The organism is Citrobacter sp. RHBSTW-00986 (assembly GCF_013783065.1).
Classification (GTDB): Bacteria; Pseudomonadota; Gammaproteobacteria; order Enterobacterales; family Enterobacteriaceae; genus Citrobacter; species Citrobacter braakii.
Genome location: NZ_CP056200.1, coordinates 3,002,555 through 3,022,100, shown reverse-complemented (window position 1 = coordinate 3,022,100; position 19,546 = coordinate 3,002,555). Strand labels below are relative to the sequence as shown.

General features: G+C 48.4%; 22 protein-coding genes and 1 tRNA gene. 17 read left to right on the top strand and 6 right to left on the bottom strand.

The window, feature by feature from the left end; genetic code table 11:
- Positions 1–73 precede the first annotated feature (73 nt).
- From putP to phoH, 6 genes are all read left to right on the top strand, one after another.
- Positions 74–1,582: a sodium/proline symporter PutP gene (putP, locus tag HV345_RS14820; protein WP_016152586.1), complete on the top strand. Its 1,509-nt coding sequence runs from the start codon at positions 74–76 to the stop codon at positions 1,580–1,582.
- 214 nt (positions 1,583–1,796) lie between these two features.
- Positions 1,797–2,630 (top strand): iron uptake transporter permease EfeU, encoded by an 834-nt coding sequence (gene efeU / locus HV345_RS14815; protein WP_103766129.1) that lies wholly within the window; start codon positions 1,797–1,799, stop codon positions 2,628–2,630.
- Positions 2,631–2,688: 58 nt separating this feature from the next.
- Positions 2,689–3,816 carry an iron uptake system protein EfeO gene (gene efeO / locus HV345_RS14810; RefSeq protein WP_181635742.1) on the top strand — a complete coding sequence of 376 codons (1,128 nt, stop codon included), beginning with the start codon at positions 2,689–2,691 and terminating at the stop codon, positions 3,814–3,816.
- Between the two features lie 5 nt (positions 3,817–3,821).
- The gene (gene efeB / locus HV345_RS14805; protein ID WP_181635741.1) at positions 3,822–5,105 is read left to right on the top strand and encodes an iron uptake transporter deferrochelatase/peroxidase subunit; all 1,284 of its coding nucleotides are present in this window, start codon (positions 3,822–3,824) and stop codon (positions 5,103–5,105) included.
- A 246-nt stretch (positions 5,106–5,351) separates the two neighbouring features.
- Positions 5,352–5,648 carry a hypothetical protein gene (locus tag HV345_RS14800; RefSeq protein ID WP_181546117.1) on the top strand — a complete coding sequence of 99 codons (297 nt, stop codon included), beginning with the start codon at positions 5,352–5,354 and terminating at the stop codon, positions 5,646–5,648.
- The gene (gene phoH, locus HV345_RS14795) at positions 5,627–6,415 is read left to right on the top strand and encodes a phosphate starvation-inducible protein PhoH (RefSeq protein WP_016152592.1); all 789 of its coding nucleotides are present in this window, start codon (positions 5,627–5,629) and stop codon (positions 6,413–6,415) included. The genes HV345_RS14800 and phoH overlap by 22 nt, the downstream gene beginning before the upstream one ends.
- A gap of 57 nt (positions 6,416–6,472) precedes the next feature.
- Here the strand turns inward: phoH and HV345_RS14790 are convergent, their stop codons facing one another.
- The gene (locus HV345_RS14790) at positions 6,473–6,841 is read right to left on the bottom strand and encodes a hypothetical protein (protein ID WP_080858584.1); all 369 of its coding nucleotides are present in this window, start codon (positions 6,839–6,841) and stop codon (positions 6,473–6,475) included.
- 763 nt (positions 6,842–7,604) lie between these two features.
- Between HV345_RS14790 and HV345_RS14785 the strand changes: the two genes are divergently transcribed.
- The 4 genes from HV345_RS14785 (at position 7,605) to HV345_RS14770 (ending at position 10,931) form a co-directional block, all read left to right on the top strand.
- Positions 7,605–9,194, top strand: a complete 1,590-nt coding sequence (locus HV345_RS14785) for an S-type pyocin domain-containing protein (RefSeq protein WP_181635740.1) — start codon at positions 7,605–7,607, stop codon at positions 9,192–9,194.
- Entirely contained in the window at positions 9,133–9,381 is a 249-nt protein-coding gene (locus tag HV345_RS26715; protein WP_370468715.1) for a CPCC family cysteine-rich protein, read from the top strand. The genes HV345_RS14785 and HV345_RS26715 overlap by 62 nt, the downstream gene beginning before the upstream one ends.
- 110 nt (positions 9,382–9,491) lie before the next feature.
- On the top strand, positions 9,492–9,758 hold the full coding sequence (locus tag HV345_RS14775) for a hypothetical protein (protein ID WP_181635739.1): 267 nt from the start codon (positions 9,492–9,494) through the stop codon (positions 9,756–9,758).
- A gap of 61 nt (positions 9,759–9,819) precedes the next feature.
- Positions 9,820–10,931 (top strand): IS3 family transposase gene (locus tag HV345_RS14770; protein ID WP_181635738.1). Its coding sequence is split into 2 segments (ribosomal slippage): positions 9,820–10,081 and positions 10,081–10,931, totalling 1,113 coding nucleotides; the frame shifts between segments, so codons are not numbered across the junction.
- 636 nt (positions 10,932–11,567) lie between these two features.
- On the opposite strand, the gene HV345_RS14765 is transcribed toward HV345_RS14770, so the two are convergent.
- Positions 11,568–11,655, bottom strand: a tRNA-Ser gene (locus tag HV345_RS14765).
- Positions 11,656–11,890: 235 nt separating this feature from the next.
- On the opposite strand from HV345_RS14765, the gene ghrA reads away from it, so the two are divergent.
- The 4 genes from ghrA to HV345_RS14745 all read left to right on the top strand — a co-directional run bounded on the left by ghrA (position 11,891) and on the right by HV345_RS14745 (position 14,815).
- The gene (gene ghrA / locus HV345_RS14760) at positions 11,891–12,829 is read left to right on the top strand and encodes a glyoxylate/hydroxypyruvate reductase GhrA (RefSeq protein ID WP_019076444.1); all 939 of its coding nucleotides are present in this window, start codon (positions 11,891–11,893) and stop codon (positions 12,827–12,829) included.
- 86 nt (positions 12,830–12,915) lie between these two features.
- On the top strand, positions 12,916–13,653 hold the full coding sequence (locus HV345_RS14755; protein WP_016156173.1) for a phosphatase: 738 nt from the start codon (positions 12,916–12,918) through the stop codon (positions 13,651–13,653).
- Between the two features lie 23 nt (positions 13,654–13,676).
- Entirely contained in the window at positions 13,677–14,231 is a 555-nt protein-coding gene (locus tag HV345_RS14750) for a molecular chaperone (protein ID WP_016152596.1), read from the top strand.
- A gap of 101 nt (positions 14,232–14,332) precedes the next feature.
- Positions 14,333–14,815, top strand: a complete 483-nt coding sequence (locus HV345_RS14745; protein WP_016156175.1) for a DUF1097 domain-containing protein — start codon at positions 14,333–14,335, stop codon at positions 14,813–14,815.
- A 47-nt stretch (positions 14,816–14,862) separates the two neighbouring features.
- Here the strand turns inward: HV345_RS14745 and csgG are convergent, their stop codons facing one another.
- Genes csgG through csgD form a run of 4 tightly spaced genes read right to left on the bottom strand, consistent with a single transcriptional unit; the run spans position 14,863 to position 17,208 of the window.
- Positions 14,863–15,696: a curli production assembly/transport protein CsgG gene (gene csgG, locus HV345_RS14740; RefSeq protein ID WP_016152598.1), complete on the bottom strand. Its 834-nt coding sequence runs from the start codon at positions 15,694–15,696 to the stop codon at positions 14,863–14,865.
- Between the two features lie 25 nt (positions 15,697–15,721).
- A complete protein-coding gene (csgF, locus tag HV345_RS14735) occupies positions 15,722–16,135 on the bottom strand; it encodes a curli production assembly/transport protein CsgF (RefSeq protein ID WP_016152599.1) in 414 nt (137 codons plus the stop codon).
- A 25-nt stretch (positions 16,136–16,160) separates the two neighbouring features.
- Positions 16,161–16,553, bottom strand: coding sequence for a curli production assembly/transport protein CsgE (csgE, locus tag HV345_RS14730; protein ID WP_016152600.1), 393 nt, complete (start codon positions 16,551–16,553; stop codon positions 16,161–16,163).
- Positions 16,554–16,557: 4 nt separating this feature from the next.
- Positions 16,558–17,208, bottom strand: a complete 651-nt coding sequence (gene csgD / locus HV345_RS14725) for a biofilm master transcriptional regulator CsgD (RefSeq protein WP_003036091.1) — start codon at positions 17,206–17,208, stop codon at positions 16,558–16,560.
- 759 nt (positions 17,209–17,967) lie between these two features.
- Between csgD and csgB the strand changes: the two genes are divergently transcribed.
- The 3 genes from csgB (at position 17,968) to csgC (ending at position 19,307) form a co-directional block, all read left to right on the top strand.
- On the top strand, positions 17,968–18,423 hold the full coding sequence (gene csgB, locus HV345_RS14720; protein ID WP_019076446.1) for a curli minor subunit CsgB: 456 nt from the start codon (positions 17,968–17,970) through the stop codon (positions 18,421–18,423).
- Positions 18,424–18,463: 40 nt separating this feature from the next.
- A complete protein-coding gene (gene csgA, locus HV345_RS14715) occupies positions 18,464–18,913 on the top strand; it encodes a curli major subunit CsgA (RefSeq protein WP_006685125.1) in 450 nt (149 codons plus the stop codon).
- 61 nt (positions 18,914–18,974) lie between these two features.
- Positions 18,975–19,307 (top strand): curli assembly chaperone CsgC, encoded by a 333-nt coding sequence (csgC, locus tag HV345_RS14710; protein WP_046274771.1) that lies wholly within the window; start codon positions 18,975–18,977, stop codon positions 19,305–19,307.
- Positions 19,308–19,546 lie beyond the last annotated feature (239 nt).

Here is a 19,546-nt window from a genome sequence, read left to right as displayed (position 1 = left end):
CTTTGCCACGTTCCGGCAGGGTAATAAAACGGCAAGCCACGGCATTGCTGATACATAATTTTGGAGAGTTTTGATGGCTATTAGCACACCGATGTTAGTGACATTCTGTGTCTATATTTTCGGCATGATATTGATAGGGTTTATTGCATGGCGTTCAACCAAAAACTTTGACGATTACATTCTGGGTGGACGCAGTCTGGGTCCATTCGTGACCGCGTTATCCGCCGGGGCATCTGACATGAGCGGCTGGTTGCTGATGGGGCTGCCTGGCGCGATTTTCCTGTCGGGGATTTCAGAAAGTTGGATTGCTATTGGCCTTATTTTGGGCGCGTGGATCAACTGGAAACTGGTGGCCGGACGTTTACGCGTGCATACCGAATACAATAACAATGCGCTGACGTTACCGGATTACTTTACCGGTCGCTTTGAAGATAAAAGCCGAATTCTGCGTATTATCTCCGCGCTGGTTATTCTGCTGTTTTTCACCATCTATTGTGCTTCCGGTATTGTGGCAGGGGCGCGTCTGTTTGAAAGCACCTTTGGCATGAGTTACGAAACAGCGCTGTGGGCGGGGGCGGCCGCGACGATTATTTATACCTTTATCGGTGGTTTCCTGGCGGTAAGCTGGACCGATACCGTCCAGGCCAGCCTGATGATCTTCGCCCTGATCCTGACGCCGGTGATGGTAGTCATTGGCGTGGGTGGGTTTGACGATTCGCTGGAAGTGATTAAACAAAAGAGCATTGAGAACGTGGACATGTTCAAAGGGCTGAATTTTGTTGCCATTATTTCCCTGATGGGCTGGGGTCTGGGCTATTTCGGTCAGCCGCATATTCTGGCGCGCTTTATGGCGGCTGATTCTCACCATAGCATTGTTCATGCTCGCCGCATCAGTATGACCTGGATGATCCTGTGTCTGGCAGGTGCAGTTGCCGTTGGCTTCTTTGGTATCGCTTACTTTAACAACAACCCACAGCTTGCCGGTGCCGTTAACCAGAACGCCGAACGCGTGTTTATTGAACTGGCGCAAATCCTGTTCAACCCGTGGATTGCCGGTATTCTGCTGTCTGCTATCCTCGCAGCGGTGATGTCGACCCTGAGCTGCCAGCTGCTGGTGTGCTCCAGTGCAATCACCGAAGACTTGTATAAAGCGTTCCTGCGTAAAAATGCCAGCCAGAAAGAACTGGTATGGATTGGTCGCATCATGGTGCTGGTTGTGGCGCTGGTGTCTATCGCGCTGGCGGCGAACCCGGAGAACCGTGTGCTTGGTCTGGTAAGCTACGCCTGGGCCGGCTTTGGCGCGGCGTTTGGTCCGGTGGTTCTGTTCTCCGTAATGTGGTCGCGTATGACGCGTAACGGCGCGCTGGCCGGGATGCTCATCGGTGCGGTGACGGTAATCGTCTGGAAGCAGTTTGCCTGGTTGGGTCTGTATGAAATCATCCCAGGCTTTATTTTCGGCAGCATCGGTATTGTGGTCTTCAGCCTGTTGGGTAAAGCGCCTTCAGCCGCTATGCAGCAACGTTTTGCCGAGGCTGATGCGCATTATCACACAGCTCCGCCATCACGTTTACAGGCAGAGTAATCCGCCTCGATCTTTAAGCCCGCCGCGTGCGGGCTTTTTTATTTGTCCCCGCTGCAAAACCGCCCTAATCGTTACCCGCCTAACTGTTTACATTAAGTCATCATTCTCAAAACATTCTGCTTGAGTTTTTCTTTACTGTAATGATAATCACTATCACTGTAATTTACTTTTCTTTTCATCAATTGACTGAGAATAACGTTTAAGGGTTCTTCGCATGTTTGTTCCATTTCTTATTATGTTGCGCGAAGGGTTAGAGGCCGCGCTGATAGTCAGCCTGATTGCCAGCTACCTGAAACGGACTCAGCGTGGTCGATGGATTGGTGTGATGTGGATTGGTGTTCTGCTGGCGGCGGCGTTATGTCTGGCGTTAGGCGTTTTCATCAATGAAACCACCGGTGAATTTCCGCAAAAGGAACAGGAGCTGTTTGAAGGCATCGTGGCGGTCATTGCCGTGGTGATCCTCACCTGGATGGTGTTCTGGATGCGTAAAGTTTCGCGCAACGTCAAAGTCCAGCTTGAACAGGCTGTCGATAACGCGTTGCAACGCGGCAATCATCACGGCTGGGCGCTGGTGATGATGGTCTTTTTTGCCGTTGCCCGTGAAGGCCTGGAATCGGTGTTCTTTCTGCTGGCGGCATTCCAGCAGGATGTAGGCATTTGGCCACCGTTAGGTGCGATGCTGGGGCTGGCCACCGCGGTGGTACTGGGTTACTTGATTTACCTCGGCGGCATTCGCCTCAACCTCGGGGCATTCTTCAAATGGACCAGCCTGTTCATTTTGCTGGTGGCCGCGGGTCTTGCCGCTGGGGCCATCCGCGCGTTCCACGAAGCCGGGTTATGGAATCATTTTCAGGATGTGGCGTTTGACATGAGCAGTGTGCTTTCGACGCATTCGCTGTTTGGCACATTGATGGAAGGTATTTTCGGCTATCAGGAAGCGCCGAGCGTCAGTGAAGTCGCCGTTTGGTTTATCTACCTGATTCCGGCATTGATTTTGTTTGCACTGCCGCCGCGTTCAGGCACTACGGCATCGCGTACCGCACCCTGATAAAAACGCGATGCAGAATACTCATTAGTTACAACATACTTATTTATAGGGATAGGTTATGACGTTTAATTTTCGCCGTAGTGCGCTGCAGTTGGGTATTGCCGCGCTGTTTGCCTCCGCTTTTTCTGCACAAGCCGCCGATATTCCGCAGGTGAAAGTCACGGTTAACGACAAACAGTGTGAGCCGATGACGATCACGGTTAACGCTGGGAAAACGCAGTTCATCATCCAGAACCACAGCCAGAAAGCGCTGGAGTGGGAGATCCTTAAAGGGGTTATGGTGGTTGAAGAACGTGAAAACATTGCGCCGGGCTTTAGCCAGAAAATGACAGCTAACCTGCAGCCTGGTGAATATGATATGACCTGCGGTCTGTTGACCAACCCGAAAGGCAAACTCATTGTAAAAGGTAGCGCAACGTCGGATGCCGCGCAGGGCGATGCTCTGCTGAGCCTAAGTGGCGCAATTACTGAATACAAAGCCTATGTGACAGCCGAAACTGCACAACTGGTTGCGGGCACCAAAGCATTCACCGATGCGATTAAAGCTGGCGATCTGGAAAAAGCGAAATCGCTGTATGCGCCAACTCGTCAGCATTATGAGCGTATTGAACCGATTGCTGAACTGTTCTCCGATCTCGACGGCAGCATCGATGCACGTGAAGATGATTATGAGCAAAAAGCCGCCGATCCTAAATTCACCGGCTTCCACCGTCTGGAGAAAGCGTTGTTCGGCGACAACACCACCAAAGGTATGGACAAGTATGCCGACCAATTAAACCGCGATGTTCTTGACCTGCAAACGCGTATTAGCGAACTGGCCTTCCCACCGTCAAAAGTGGTTGGCGGGGCAGCAGGACTGATTGAAGAAGTCGCTGCCAGCAAAATTAGCGGAGAAGAGGATCGCTACAGCCATACCGATCTGTGGGATTTCCAGGCCAATATCGATGGCGCGCAGAAAATCGTCGATCTCCTGCGCCCTCAGTTACAAAAATCCAATGCTGAGCTGTTGGCGAAGGTGGATGCGAACTTCAAAAAAGTCGATACCATTCTGAGCAAGTACCGTACCAAAGACGGTTTTGAAACCTATGACAAACTGACCGACGCCGATCGCAATGCGCTGAAAGGGCCAATCACGACGCTGGCGGAAGACTTGTCGCAATTACGCGGTGTTCTGGGTCTGGATTAAGCAAAATGCAGCAAGATAATGAAAACGGCGTGAGCGAACCTTCACGCCGACGTTTACTGAAAGGGATGGGCGCCCTGGGTGGGGCGCTGGCGCTGGCGGGTGGATGTCCGGTTGCCCACGCGCAAAAACCACAAAGTGCGCCGGGAACGCTGTCCCCCGATGCGCGTAGTGAAGCGCAGCCGTTTTATGGTCAGCATCAGGCAGGGATCCTGACGCCGCAGCAGGCATCGATGATGCTGGTGGCGTTCGATGTTCTCGCCAGCGATAAGGCTGATCTGGAACGCTTGTTCCGCTTGCTGACCGCCCGATTTGTGTTTCTGACCACGGGCGGGCCGGCGCCGGATACGCCGAACCCGCGTTTACCCCCTATGGATTCCGGTATCCTCGGCGCATACATTGCGCCAGACAACCTGACGATGACGTTGTCAGTCGGCGCCTCGCTATTTGATGAACGTTATGGCCTGAAATCGCAGATGCCGAAAAAGCTGCAAAAAATGACCCGCTTCCCGAATGATTCGCTGGATGCGGCGCTGTGCCATGGTGATTTGCTGCTGCAGATTTGTGCCAACACGCAGGACACCGTTATCCATGCGCTGCGCGATATCATTAAACATACGCCCGATCTCCTTAGCGTGCGCTGGAAACGTGAAGGGTTTATTTCCGACCATGCCGCGCGCAGCAAAGGCAAAGAGACCCCGGTCAACTTGCTTGGCTTTAAGGATGGCACCGCGAATCCGGACGCGACGGATGCGAAGTTGATGCAAGATGTGGTGTGGGTTACGGACGGGCAGGGCGAACCTGTCTGGGCGCAAGGTGGTAGTTATCAGGCCGTCAGGCTCATTCAGTTTCGCGTCGAGTTCTGGGATCGTACGCCGCTGAAAGAGCAGCAAACGATATTTGGTCGAGATAAACACACCGGCGCGCCGCTGGGTATGCAGCACGAGCACGATGTGCCTGACTATGCCAGCGATCCCGAAGGTGAGGTGATTGCGCTCGACAGTCATATCCGCCTGGCGAATCCGCGCACGAAAGAGACCGACTCCAGCCTGATGATGCGCCGTGGCTACAGCTATTCGCTCGGTGTGACCCCATCCGGTCAACTGGATATGGGACTGTTGTTTGTCTGCTATCAACACGATCTGGAAAAAGGCTTTTTGACTGTGCAGAAACGCCTCAACGGTGAAGCGCTGGAAGAGTACGTCAAACCAATTGGTGGGGGCTACTTCTTTGCTTTGCCGGGTGTCAAAACCGCAGATAAATATCTGGGACAGTCTCTCCTCGAAGCCTGATGATTACGCCCCGTTGTACAGCGGGGCTTTTCCTGACATCTGTATGAATGAACAAATTATTTTTTATGATCGGTACGAGACTGAAATAATTCTGTCATCTCTCTGCAAGAGACTGTCTCTGGTGATTAGATAGAATTTAAGTTAACGGCAAGTAAAAATATTGTTGCATTAACGAAAGATTATGATGTAATTATAAGAAACAGCGGTAGTTCCCGGCGGTGATAGTCGTTCACTATGGAGATCGCGATGGAAAAGTCCTGTATTGGACACATTTTTCACAGTAGCAGCAGTACGTTACGCGGACGTTTCTCTTCCGGTAGCCACCTCGTCACCGCTAAATCTCTCTCCCTTTCACTTCTTATCTTCGTAACTGACACCTTGTACGGTGCGCGTAGCCGTGTGTGGCGTCTTATCCGAAAGCAAGCAATGGCTTACAAGGAAGCCAACCCTCAGATGTTCGTGCGCATAATCGTGCCGCCAACGGCGCGTGTGATGTATACCTACAACTCAAGGTGCTATCCATGGGAAGACAAAAAGCAGTGATCAAAGCTCGTCGTGAAGCAAAACGTGTGCTGAGGCGGGATTCGCGTAGTCATAAACAACGTGAAGATGAATCGGTCACCTCGCTTGTGCAGATGGGCGGCGTAGAAGCGATTGGTATGGCGCGTGATAGTCGCGACGCCACGCCAATCACGGCGCGGAATGAAGCTCAGGCCCAGTACCTGAATGCTATCGAGAGTAAACAGCTGATCTTCGCTACCGGTGAAGCCGGGTGTGGTAAAACCTGGATCAGCGCGGCAAAAGCAGCAGAGGCCCTGATCCACAAAGACGTGGACAGGATCATTGTAACCCGTCCAGTTCTGCAAGCTGATGAAGACCTCGGCTTCTTACCTGGAGATGTTTCCGAGAAGTTTGCGCCTTATTTTCGTCCAGTGTATGACGTGCTGGTGAAACGTCTGGGGGCCTCCTTCATGCAATATTGCCTGCGGCCTGAGATTGGTAAGGTGGAAATCGCGCCATTCGCCTATATGCGTGGACGCACATTTGAAAATGCAGTGGTCATTCTTGACGAGGCTCAGAATGTTACTGCAGCACAGATGAAGATGTTTTTGACTCGCCTCGGGGAGAATGTGACGGTGATTGTGAATGGGGATGTGACCCAGTGCGATCTACCCGCCCACGTTCGCTCAGGGCTAAGCGATGCGCTGGCCCGTTTCGAAGAAGATGATATGGTTGGGATTGTTCGTTTCAATAAAGACGATTGCGTCCGTTCGGCGCTCTGTCAGCGGACGCTCAATGCTTACAACTGATAAGTACTCCGTCTTCAAGGCCCGGGAAACCGGGCTTTGTTATTTGACGTCAGCAGATTACTTTCTTTTGCTGCTCCAGTAGTTGGCGCAGGCCTGGTCAAACAGCTGGTTATTTTCGTCTATTTTCTTTAGCGCTTGTGCCAGAAAGGTCAGCAGGTCATCCTTATAAATCCCACCTACCGTAGTCTCTTTTCGTAAGATCCCATTGCTGGTGTAGGTTTTTTTAATGGTGACGTTATGCCTGACGTTGCAAATAACCGTTCGCTGATACTCTTCGTAGAATCGGCTGTCAGGATCGAAAAACGTATTTATTTCATTCGGTGTACGTTTGAGGATTTTTCGCGAGAAAACCTTCAACGGAATAAATCCTGCTTCGTCTGCCTGCGACATGAGCTCATCCAGCAAAGTTCCTTCTATGTTTAACATGCCGTTATTTTCCTGATTGCTTGAGAAAGCGGTTGTTACAGCATAAGAGTGGATTGGATAATGTGCAACGGGGCGGGGGATGATGCTTGATAGCGCGATGCTTATCAGACCTACAGGTTAACGCTATTCAGGACGGGTCACATGCGAAAAAAAAGCCCGTACTTGCGTATGAGCTCTTTCTCGAATATGGCAGTGAGGGGGGCTGCCATGTTTACTTTCATTATCATTCGCGTTAATTATTATTTATATACAATGTGTTGTCATTATTGTTTGTTCGTTGGCGTATTGCTATCTTTTCGTAAATCCGTCATTTTATGCAGTACAGGATGCATTACAGAATAGTGGGGATTATGCCAAAGAAAGCCAGAGAACTGTCCGCCTTATAATGGAAAACATAAAAATAATAAGTATCTTTAAAATAAACGAAAAAGTACCTTTTATGACATGTATTGCAACCGATATGGAAGAAAGTGAAGGCGGAATAAAGCTTATGCTGGAAAGTGGTGAAAGCATCTGCATTAAAGATTACAGTTATTACCTCCTTTCATTAATGCCCTGATCTGAATTCCTGTTTTGTTGTTTCGTCTTTAATTTTCTTACCTCATGACAAACATCACTTTTATGTCAAATCATAGTTCGGTTAGTATTGCATCAACTAAACCATAGGAATGACAAGGAAAAGGGAATGGATCGTCAATACAACAATGAACTGACCCCCGGATATTTCGTCAGGTAACGTCTTTAAGGACAGGAGAACAGACTAATGGGATCTATGGGGTTTTACCTGCGGGTAGGTGATCTGACTACCTGCGGGGGGAAGATACTGACCGGGGATGAAACGCTAAGCTGGTATGGTGTGGCGGGTGCGCGGGAAGGTGACGTCGTGTCGTGCGGTCAGCATCCGGGAACGTATAGAATTCTGGGTGGAACATCTGATACATGGGACGTAGGCAGAAGGCTGGCAGGAACGCTGGACAGTGTCAGTTCCTGTCCGTGCCGGGCAAGGTTCATCCAGTCAATCCCGGATTGCTATATCAAGGATGATACGCCCGAAGAGCAGGCAGAAAAGGCGCGATTGCTCGCCCTTGTCACTCTGCGGGAAGAGCAGGAGCAGCAGAAAGCAGAGGAAAAACGACTGGCGGAAGAACGTGATCGTAATCGTGTCTTTGCTAAATCCTGCCTTCGTGGTGAGGGCTGTAATGATGCCGGGGAAGAGCAGGAACCTCATACTAATTTTGCTTCATTGGCATTTTATCAGTCTGTTCCTCCTGCCGATCCAGCATCCGATACTGATGTTCCCCAACATGCTCAGACCGCCAAGAAAAAGAAACCTGTAGATGATATACCGAAACCGAAAAAGCGAAGTGCCCTGTATAAATGGCTGAACGGTGATCACGAAGAAATCGAATATCAGCGGGCAACGGCTGCAGCGACAAGTGCTGCTAATGCTCAAATGGCTGTTGAAGGTGCCAGTATCCTTGGTCTGGTAGGTGGAAGTGCCATTACGTCAGGAACGTGGGCTGTTCGGGGGGCAACCCTTGGAGAAATAGCCGCTGCAGGTCCCGGTGCTTTCATCGCAGCTATTGTAGTGGGAATGATGCCCGGCAGGCTCAATGAGGGTGAACAGGACTTTATTGACCGTATGCGTCTGGAACAGATGCGTGAAGCGCCAAGCCGTGTGCGTTATACATGGGAGCAGGACGATAAAGGTAATCTGATTCCTCATGGCTGGCATACACCACCCGGTAAAGATATGGTGCGTGTGCGCAAAATGGAGTGGGACAGCAGCCGAAAAGCGTATACGTTCACCACAGAGGAAGATCCGCGTATAACAATCATTTGGACGCCAGACAGTTCAGGTGTCAGTGCCCCTTCAAATACAGGCAACCAGAACCCGGTAAGGATACCAAATCCGGTTGTTGTTGATCCGCTGCCGGAAGATACCCGTATTGAGGCTACAACCAGCCCTGCACCGGAAGAAAAGAATTTTGCAGATTATATTCTAATCCTGCCAATATCGGATATTCCACCGATTTATATTTATTTAAGTAAAAGACCTGAAGATCCTATTTGGACTCAAAGAAGGAAAATCACACAGGTTGAAAATGCATACAATCACTGGAAGAAGCATGGTTCTGATTTTCCTGATTTAACTAACTCTAAAGAATATGTTGATGCCACTCATGACTTTGTTAATAATCCCCCAAAAGGAACTATGACAAAAACAAGAGATAACGGTGATATTTTGTTATATCATCCCGAAAGTAATACGTTGGGTATCAAATCTAAAGATGGTGCTCCAAGAACGATGTTTAAACCAACTGACAAGATGGACTATTGGAATGATCAATAATTACTATGCATGCCCGTGCTGCGGGGAAATGGTATTTGAATCTGTAGGTGAACATGATATTTGTCCTAATTGTAATTGGGAAGATGATCCTTTTCAGTCTAGAAATCCAGACAGAAAAGGTGGGGCAAATAAGATGAGTCTCAATGAAGCTAAAGATGCCTATCGGAAAGGTAAAGCAGTTATATAAAAGTAAAGGGGTCTTACTGAAGATCCCTCATATTCCTATGAAGATGGCATTTCTTATCTTTCATTTAACTAATATTAATATAATAAATACTTTCAAATGAAAAAACATATGTGATTTTAGGACCCGATTTTGAGCTTGTAAGTATATTTGACGAGTTATCGACTATTGATTTTTCGCAAGATATAGAATCACAAATAATGGTCTTAGATGAGGATTTATTGCAATTATCATTTGAGTTTGGGGCTATTGTTGATGTTGGTTGGTATCCAGCGTTTGAAACAAATGGTAAATTTGTTATTAATCGAATCGCTAATGCTTGTTGGGATTCACCAGAGTCTAAATATAGTGTGGGATGGGATTGTAAGTATCCCGCATAATCGTGCCATTCACATTTAGAGATCATCCGGCATAATCAATCTGCCAACGAAGGAGATCGCTATGCGTAAAGCCCGTTTTACTGAGCATCAGATCATCGCTGTGATTAAGTCGGTTGAAGCCGGACGAACTGTTAAAGATGTCTGCCGGGAGACCGGTATCTCTGAAGCCACCTACTACAACTGGAAGTCCAGATACGGCGGCATGGAGGCTTCTGATATTAAAAAGATCAAGGATCTTGAGGACGAGAACCGACGTCTCAAACAGATGTTTGCCGACCTGAGCCTTGAGAACCGGGCGCTGAAAGACGTTATCGAAAAAAAGCTTTAAAACCAGCCTTTAAGCGTGAGCAGGTCTCTCATCTGATAACGACATTTGGACTCAGTATCCGTCAGGCCTGCCGGAGTCTTAACCTGAGCAGAACGGTTTACCATTACCGTCCGGACACCACGCGTGACGAACCCGTTATTGTCGCGTTGCAGGCAGTGGCCGAGCGATACCCACGATACGGTTTTCCGAAACTTTTTCAGGTTCTGAGGCGGCAGGGACACCCGTGGAATCACAAAAGGATCCACCGTATTTACTGTCTGCTAAAGCTGAACTTTCGTCGTACGGGCAAACAGCGGTTGCCGGTGCGTAATCCCTCGCCACTGGCCACACCGGAAGCGCTGAATCAGAGCTGGTCTGTTGATTTTATGCATGATGCCCTGGTCTGTGGCCGTTGTTTTCGCACGTTCAATGTCGTTGATGACTTTAACCGTGAGGCGTTGTCGATTGAAATCGATCTGAATCTGCCAGCTCAGCGAGTGGTCCGTGTACTCGACAGGATCGCGGCAAATCGCCGGTATCCGGTCATGCTGCGCATGGATAATGGTCCAGAATTTATCTCTCTGGCACTGGCCGAATGGGCAGAGAAACATACAGTAAAACTGGAGCTTATCCAGCCAGGTAAGCCGACGCAGAACGCTTTCATTGAGCGCTTTAACCGGACATACCGTACAGAAATACTCGATTTTTATCTGTTCAGAACGCTGAATGAAGTGCGGGAAATCACGGAAAAATGGTTGTCAGAATATAACTGTGAACGCCCGCATGAATCACTGGACAATATGACGCCGAAGGAATACCGACAGCACTATTATTTGGCCGGGAACTCAAAAAATGCATGGAACTAAAACGGGTCTATTTACAGAAGCTTCTCATCCCCCCGCAGGCGTGCAACATGCGAAAAAAAAGCCCGTACTTGCGTACGAGCTCTTTCTCGAATATGGCGGTGAGGGGGGGATTGACTCGCTTCGCTCGCCCTTCGGGCAGCCTGTTCGCTGCGCTCTCAGTCTGTCCAACTGGCTGCGCCAGTTGTCGACCCCCGGTCGGGGCTTCTCATCCCCCCGCAGGCGTGCAACATGCGAAAAAAAAGCCCGTACTTGCGTACGAGCTCTTTCTCGAATATGGCGGTGAGGGGGGGATTGACTCGCTTCGCTCGCCCTTCGGGCAGCCTGTTCGCTGCGCTCTCAGTCTGTCCAACTGGCTGCGCCAGTTGTCGACCCCCGGTCGGGGCTTCTCATCCCCCCGCAGGCGTGCAACATGCGAAAAAAAAGCCCGTACTTGCGTACGAGCTCTTTCTCGAATATGGCGGTGAGGGGGGGATTGACTCGCTTCGCTCGCCCTTCGGGCAGCCTGTTCGCTGCGCTCTCAGTCTGTCCAACTGGCTGCGCCAGTTGTCGACCCCCGGTCGGGGCTTCTCATCCCCCCGCAGGCGTGCAACATGCGAAAAAAAAGCCCGTACTTGCGTACGAGCTCTTTCTCGAATATGGCGGTGAGGGGGGGATTCGAACCCCCGATACGTTGCCGTATACACACTTTCCAGGCGTGCTCCTTCAGCCACTCGGACACCTCACCATATTGTTGTTCCTGTGCTACCGGAACGGGCGCTAATTTAGGGAAATACCGCTCCGGCGTCAATCAACTTTTTGAAAAAAACGTGCATTTACACAAACTTCAATCAATATGCAGCTTAAATAAGCGGGAATTGTTTTTTTTGCCAGCACCCTAAAATTTGCTACTCTGATGTTCCCTCGAAAAATGATGATTATAAGTGCGAGTACGTTCCGCATAACAATGTTCAGGAGACGCTATGGATATAATTTTCTATCACCCAACATTCGATACAACCTGGTGGCTTAATGCGCTGACAAAGGCCATACCTGGCGCGCGGGTCCGTGAGTGGAAGGCAGGTGATAATGCGCATGCTGACTACGCGCTGGTCTGGCATCCTCCGGTTGAAATGCTCGCCGGACGAAAATTAAAAGCCGTATTTGCGCTGGGTGCGGGCGTCGATTCTATTCTCAGTAAACTAAACGCTCATCCGGAAATGTTGGATGCGTCGATCCCGCTTTTCCGTCTGGAAGATACGGGGATGGGCCTGCAAATGCAGGAATATGCGGTTAGTCAGGTATTGCACTGGTTCCGTCGCTTTGATGACTACCAGGCATTAAAAAACCAGGCGAAATGGCAACCGTTGCCAGAATATACCCGCGATGAGTTTAGCGTCGGGATCATGGGCGCTGGTGTTTTAGGTGCAAAAGTTGCAGAAAGTCTGCAAGCATGGGGGTTCCCGCTACGCTGCTGGAGTCGTACGCGTAAATCCTGGTCTGGTGTGGAAAGCTTCGCCGGTACCGAGGAACTGAGCGCGTTTTTGAGTCAAACTCGCGTGCTGATCAACCTCCTGCCTAATACGGCAGAAACCGTAGGCATTATTAACGCTGATTTACTCAGCCAATTGCAGGATGGCGCTTACGTGCTCAACCTGGCGCGCGGCGTTCATCTCAATGAAGACGATCTTCTGGCATCGCTGGACAGCGGCAAAGTGAAAGGTGCCATGCTGGATGTCTATAGCCGTGAACCGCTGCCGGAAACCAGCCCGCTATGGAAACATCCGCGTGTGGCAATGACGCCGCATATCGCCGCGGTAACACGCCCGGCAGAGGCGGTGGACTACATCTCCCGTACGATTTTGGACCTGGAAAGTGGGAAATCCGTAACGGGTCAGGTCGATCGCGTTCGGGGATATTGATGGTAACCCGGCAAGTGCCGGGTTTCAGCTAATAAATGGCGACGATACCTGCTATCCTTGCCGGAAAATGACTACAGGAGAGAGTTATGTATCCCGTTGACCTGCATATGCATACCGTCGCCAGTACCCACGCCTATAGCACCTTAAGTGATTACATCGCTGAAGCCCATCGCAAAGGCATCAAGCTGTTTGCCATAACCGATCATGGACCGGACATGGCGGATGCGCCTCATCACTGGCACTTTATTAATATGCGCATTTGGCCTCGTATCGTCGATGGCGTAGGGATCCTGCGCGGTATCGAGGCGAATATTAAGAATATTGAAGGCGAAATCGACTGTTCAGGTCCGATGTTTACTTCCCTGGATCTCATCATTGCGGGCTTCCATGAGCCGGTTTTTGCACCTCACGATAAAGACACCAATACCCAGGCAATGATAGCCACGATGGCCAGTGGTCACGTGCATATCATCAGCCATCCGGGGAATCCTAAATATCCCGTGGATATCACAGCGATTGCGCAGGCGGCGGCAAAATACCAGGTCGCGCTGGAAATCAATAACTCCTCGTTTTTGCATTCGCGTAAGGGGAGTGAGGACAATTGTCGCGCGGTCGCTGCGGCAGTGCGTGATGCCGGAGGCTGGGTGGCGTTAGGGTCGGATTCACATACCGCTTTCACACTGGGTGAATTTGGTGAATGCCGTAAAATTCTGGATGATGTAAATTTCCCGGAAGACAGAATTTTAAACGTCACCCCTAAACGCCTGCTGGCGTTTCTGGAATCGCGAGGCATGGAGCCGATCGCGGAATTTGCTGAACTGTAATTGTTACTAACTGGAATATATCAATGAACGAGTTTTCTATCCTGTGTCGTGTACTGGGCTCGCTGTTTTACCGCCAACCGCAGGACCCTTTACTGGTTCCTCTGTTTACCCTGATTAGTGAAGGTAAACTGTCCGCCAACTGGCCGCTGGAACAGGACGAACTGCTCACTCGTCTGCAGAAAAGCTGCGATATGCCTCAGCTGGCTGCGGATTACAACGCGCTGTTTGTCGGCGACGAGTGTGCGGTGCCGCCTTATCGTAGCGCCTGGGTAGAAGGGGCGAAAGAATCCGATGTTCGTGCTTTTCTTTCTGCCCGCGGAATGCCGCTGGCAGATACGCCTGCAGATCATATTGGCACGCTGTTGCTGGCGGCTTCATGGCTTGAAGACCAGTCTGCGGAAGATGAAAGTGAAGCACTCGAAACCTTGTTTGTGGAATACCTGTTGCCCTGGTGCGGCACGTTCCTTGGCAAAGTTGAAGCGCATGCAAACACACAGTTCTGGCGTACCATGGCACCGTTAACGCGTGATGCCATTGGCGCGATGTGGGACGAATTGCAGGAAGATACTGAAGAGTAAATGTGATTTAGATCTCATTAAACTGCAACTCAATTTACATCATTGCATGAATTGTGTGCACGATCTCATTCCCATGCCGTTTTTCTGCTAAGATACGCGGCATGAACATACTTCTCTCAATTGCAATCACAACGGGCATTCTCTCTGGGATTTGGGGATGGGTGGCCGTATCTCTTGGTTTACTCAGTTGGGCTGGCTTTCTGGGCTGCACGGCCTATTTTGCCTGTCCGCAGGGTGGGCTGAAAGGGCTGTGGATCTCGGCGTGTACGCTGCTAAGCGGTGTGGTGTGGGCGTTGGTGATTATTAACGGTAGCGCGCTTGCCCCGCATATGGACATTATTGGTTATGTCATGACGGGAATTGTCGCGTTTCTAATGTGTATTCAGGCAAAGCAATGGTTGCTTTCATTTGTGCCGGGTACCTTTATTGGCGCATGCGCAACGTTTGCAGGGCAGGGTGACTGGCAGTTGGTCGTGCCTTCTCTGGCGCTGGGGCTGGTATTCGGCTATGCGATGAAAAACAGCGGATTGTGGCTGGCATCTCGTCGTGAGAATCGGCTATCGTCGACGCTGACCAGTAAATAAAAAAAGCGTGAGGGTTTTCCTCACGCTTTTTATGCTGTATCGACCACTCAGGATTCCGGAGGTACCGACAAATGGCGGTATTTAACCAGGATGTCATTATCAACTTGTTTCTTATCCTGCAAATCCCACAATCCGCGATCAATCCCGTCATTAATCAGGAAGATAACGCCGGTTTCAATTGCTGACATCAGACAAAGCATAACCGGTTCGTTAGAGGTGTAGCCAATTTCACCTTCCAACAGTCGCTGGTAGTCAATGAAGCGGAATACCCCAGCCTGCACTTCATAAGACAAGATAGTTTTGCTGGTATTCACCGATGAGAGGATTTCACCGGTACTGACGTTAACTACGCGCAGGTTGACCGCTATCTGGTCGAGCTGGTACTGCGTATCGGCGCCAATACCGAAATAGCGCGCACCAACGCCACCCGATTTAACGTTGCTTTCATAACCAATAATTGACCCTTCTACCATGATGTTTGCCGCGGTCAGAGACTGCAGAGGGATCCGGTTATTAATGGCAACTGTGCCGTTTTCCTGAGCTGCACGAATGATTTTTCGTTCGTTAAGCAAGTTCTGCAATCCCTGACGTTCCAGCGGAACGAACCAACGAGAATCCTTCAATGCGGTGACAAGCATCGCCGTGGCGCTTTGCGGGACGGCGGTTGAGAAGTTACTTGCCGGATAAGGTTTAAACTGGCCAGTCTCATCCTGAATATTGTATACCGAGACAAAAATCTTACCTGTAGGCATGGGCAGGTGCGTCAAGTCTTTATAGCTTTGGGCTCGGGGCATTAATGTCGGCTTAGCGGCTTCTTGCGGCGGGGCTGTTAAACATCCGCTGAGTAAAATTACTGCCACCATGATAAGTAAGCGCTGCATGATTTTTTCCTTTCGTGGCTATAATTTAGAAATCGGTCGACTGATTTTGTAAACCCGACACTTCAATAGTCGACGTTCTCCCCGTTTTCCTGTCCGTGACATTCAGTTGCAGTTGTCCATCCCGGTTGGCGATATCAACGATAAAATCGCTGGTTACCATCCTTCCCGGCTTACCGGTATTGATATTGGTAAGTAAGCCACCGAGTATTTGTGACTGGATCGCCTGGGTAAAGTTATCCAGCGCTGTTGGGGTTTCAATGCCGTAGTCGCCGGCACTCGGATCTTTATACGAGTTTTGCGCCTGGGCGCTGTTCAGTAAAAAAGAGCCGTTATTTGGGTTACCACCAAAGTTAGGGTTGCGGAACTGGAACGTCATATTTCCGGCCCAACTTAATGGTGAAATCAGCATGAGCAAAACCACTGCATGTTTGACACGCATGAAAGCCTCCGGACAAAATCATGTTTTAGAATTCATCGCGCGCTAAATCGCTCGTGCTTAATAGTGTTTGATCTATTTGCCGACGATTTAATGCTTCCTCTGTTTCTGCCAATGCAAAGACCACAATTTTGTCGAAGTCTCTTTTCGTCGGGAATAAAAAAGTCTGGAAGATAACGTCCTGATTGACCGTTATGGTGATCCAACTTCCCCAACGTGCACTGGGTCTTTCATTAATGGTTAAGTTTCCTGTGTACTTACTTTCCCACTTGTCACTAAAGGCCCGGTAAAAATCATGGCCAATGGAAGAGACAGTGTGGTCAGTTAACAGTCCGGGAACCTCCACCTCTACAGCCGCGTGTAGATTCCCGGCAGCAAGGAACAAATTTGCTGCCACAATCCAGGTCAAATAGCGTTTCATGGCTTTATCGCCTGAGGTTATCATTGGCCCACGAGACCGCCTGCGTACGATTTTTGACAGCTATCTTTTTGAAAAGATTATAAAGATGTGTTTTCACCGTATTTTCACTAATAAATAGTGAACGCGCGATTTCAATATTTGAGGCGCCGATACGCAGTTTATTAAGGATCTCTTTTTCACGGTGCGTAAGTAATGCCGACTCCGTGCTGTTATAGCGGTAGTTCCCGGAATGCGTGATCAGGTAGCTGGCAAGCTTTTGCGAAAAGTAGCATTCGCCCCGCAACACACCCTGCAAACCGCTGACTACACGCTGCTCATCTTCAGTTGCGTAAAATACGCCATTGATATGCGGCCAGTTTTCAATATCCCGGTAAGGATAATCATCTGGGGTATTCAACAATAAAGTTTTTATATTGTTGTTTTTTCTGCTCAAATTATCTTGCCAGTAATGGATCAGTTTTTTATCTGCCTCCATCATATCCAGTAAAACAATGCAGCTGGAGGATATATCATCCAGAGAACGTTGAATATTATGTAGTTTTCCGGTTAACGCCAGCGATTGCTTTAAATGCTGTAATAACGCAGTTGCCTGCAGGGATGGTTTAGTGATCAACAATAATGTATGACCATGAATACTATGGACTTCATTAAACATGATGAAACTCCACTTTTTTAGTCGCACACCTGACAGTTGCCTCTACTAAAATAGAGGCACCAGAAGTACTGACAGATGTTGCACTGCTGTGTAGAAATAAAACTTCGACCCAACGGGGTGAAAATATTAAAACAAATGGACTTCAACTGATTTCAATCTAGCTATTACAAATCTTAAAGCAAGTGTTAAACATGTTACATAATGTAAATTTATATATTAAAATGTGATTTTTGCGTTTTTGTGGAGTTTAGATTTGATAGTAAAGTTGTACATTTTATCGTTATTGCATAGATTTAAAAAATCATACAAATTATAATATCTTATTGAATTTTAAGAAATAAAATTATAATTAGATGGTTTTAGATTTCTAATGAATTTTGATTTTTTTGTCTCACTTTAAGTTGAACAATTTTAGATAGAAAAAAATGACACTTGTCACGACTTGTACCGAGGACAATCCCACTACCGTCTGCAAGGCCCAGAAAACGCGGGAAACGCGTTTTTTTGTTACTGCATAGAAATTCACTCATCGGGATACAAAATAAATAAAATACAGAGCTATAACGGTGTTAATTGCGGTTAATTAGTACTTTGGGGTGAATCTGGATATAAAAATACAACTGGTGGGTGAGTTATTTAAAATGTTTCAACGGACATACTCTTCATCGTAACGTGGCGTTAACAAATGTAAGTCACGTTAACAATAATTTGAGTGGTAAATAATTTAACCTTATGTACGACCAGGTCCAGGGTGACAACATGAAAAACAAGTTGTTATTTATGATGTTTACAATGCTGGGTGTGCCTGGGATTGCATCCGCTACAAGTTATGATTTAGCTAACTCAGAATATAACTTTGCGGTAAATGAATTAAGTAAGTCTTCATTTAATCAGGCAGCCATTATTGGTCAGGTTGGCACTGCGAACAGTGCAAATACTCGACAGGGGGGCTCGAAGTTATTGTCGGTTATTTCGCAAGAAGGTTCTGGTAACCGAGCGAAAACAGACCAGACGGGGTCATATAACTTTGCATATATTGATCAAACGGGTAGTTCCAATGACGCGAGTATTAAACAAGGTTCATACGGTAATACGGCGGTAATTATCCAGAAAGGTTCTGGTAATAAAGCCAATATTACTCAGTACGGTACACAAAAAACAGCAGTTGTGGTGCAGAGACAGTCGCAAATGGCAATTCGCGTTACTCAACGCTAATCCATTAACGACGATTAAATCAATCCGATGGGGGTTTACCATGAAACTTTTAAAAGTGGCAGCATTCGCAGCAATCGTAGTTTCTGGCAGTGCTCTGGCTGGTGTTGTTCCGCAATGGGGCGGCAATCATCATGGTGGCGGTAGTAATTATGGCCCAGACTCTTCACTGAGTATCTACCAATATGGGTCAAACAACGCTGCGAATGCTCTGCAAAGTGATGCGCGTAAATCAGATGTCACTATCACACAACATGGGCGTGGTAACGGGGCTGTAGTTGGTCAAGGCGCTGATGACAGTACCATTAGCCTGAAACAGACTGGCTTCCAGAACAATGCCACTATCGATCAGTGGAATGCTAAAAATGCTGATATTAGTGTAACCCAGTTCGGTGGCCGTAACGGTGCGTTGGTTAATCAGACCGCGTCTGACTCCAATGTGCTGATTCAGCAAGTTGGCTTTGGCAACAACGCTACAGCTAACCAACACTAATTCAGTTTTCTGACTGATAATAAACAGGGCGTGAGCCCTGTTTTTTTTTCGGGAGAATATGATGCATACGCTATTACTCATTGCCGCGCTGGCAAATCAAATAACATTCAATACTACTCAGCAAGGTGATATGTACACCATTATTCCTCAGGTGACGTTAACCCAACCGTGCGTATGTGAGGTACAAGTCCTTGCCATACGTCAAGGGCAGGGGGGACAAAGCCAGTCGCAGCAGAAAATAAGCCTTTCGGTCCCTGCTAATCGACCGATTGAATTAACCAAACTGAGCTTTAATATTTCATCTGAGGATTCGGTCAAAATTATCGTTACCGTTTCAGATGGGCAGTCTCTGCATCTGTCGCAACAATGGCCTGACTCAAACAGTCACCCATAATTTTTTGCTGTATTTGCATTAAGGGTGTGGCTGGGAATGCGCTGCTGTTCTATGAATATAGAAGCGTGTGAGCGTTTGTATTTGATCGTTAATCGTAGCGGTGAAGGATCATTTCGATCCCTCAAAGATGGCTAATCATTGAGGAACCCTTATGTGTACATTATTAAAGCGTATTTTAAGTACCAGTTTATGTGCTTTTTCTCTTTTAACCCTCCCTGCAATTGCGCAGCAAATCACAA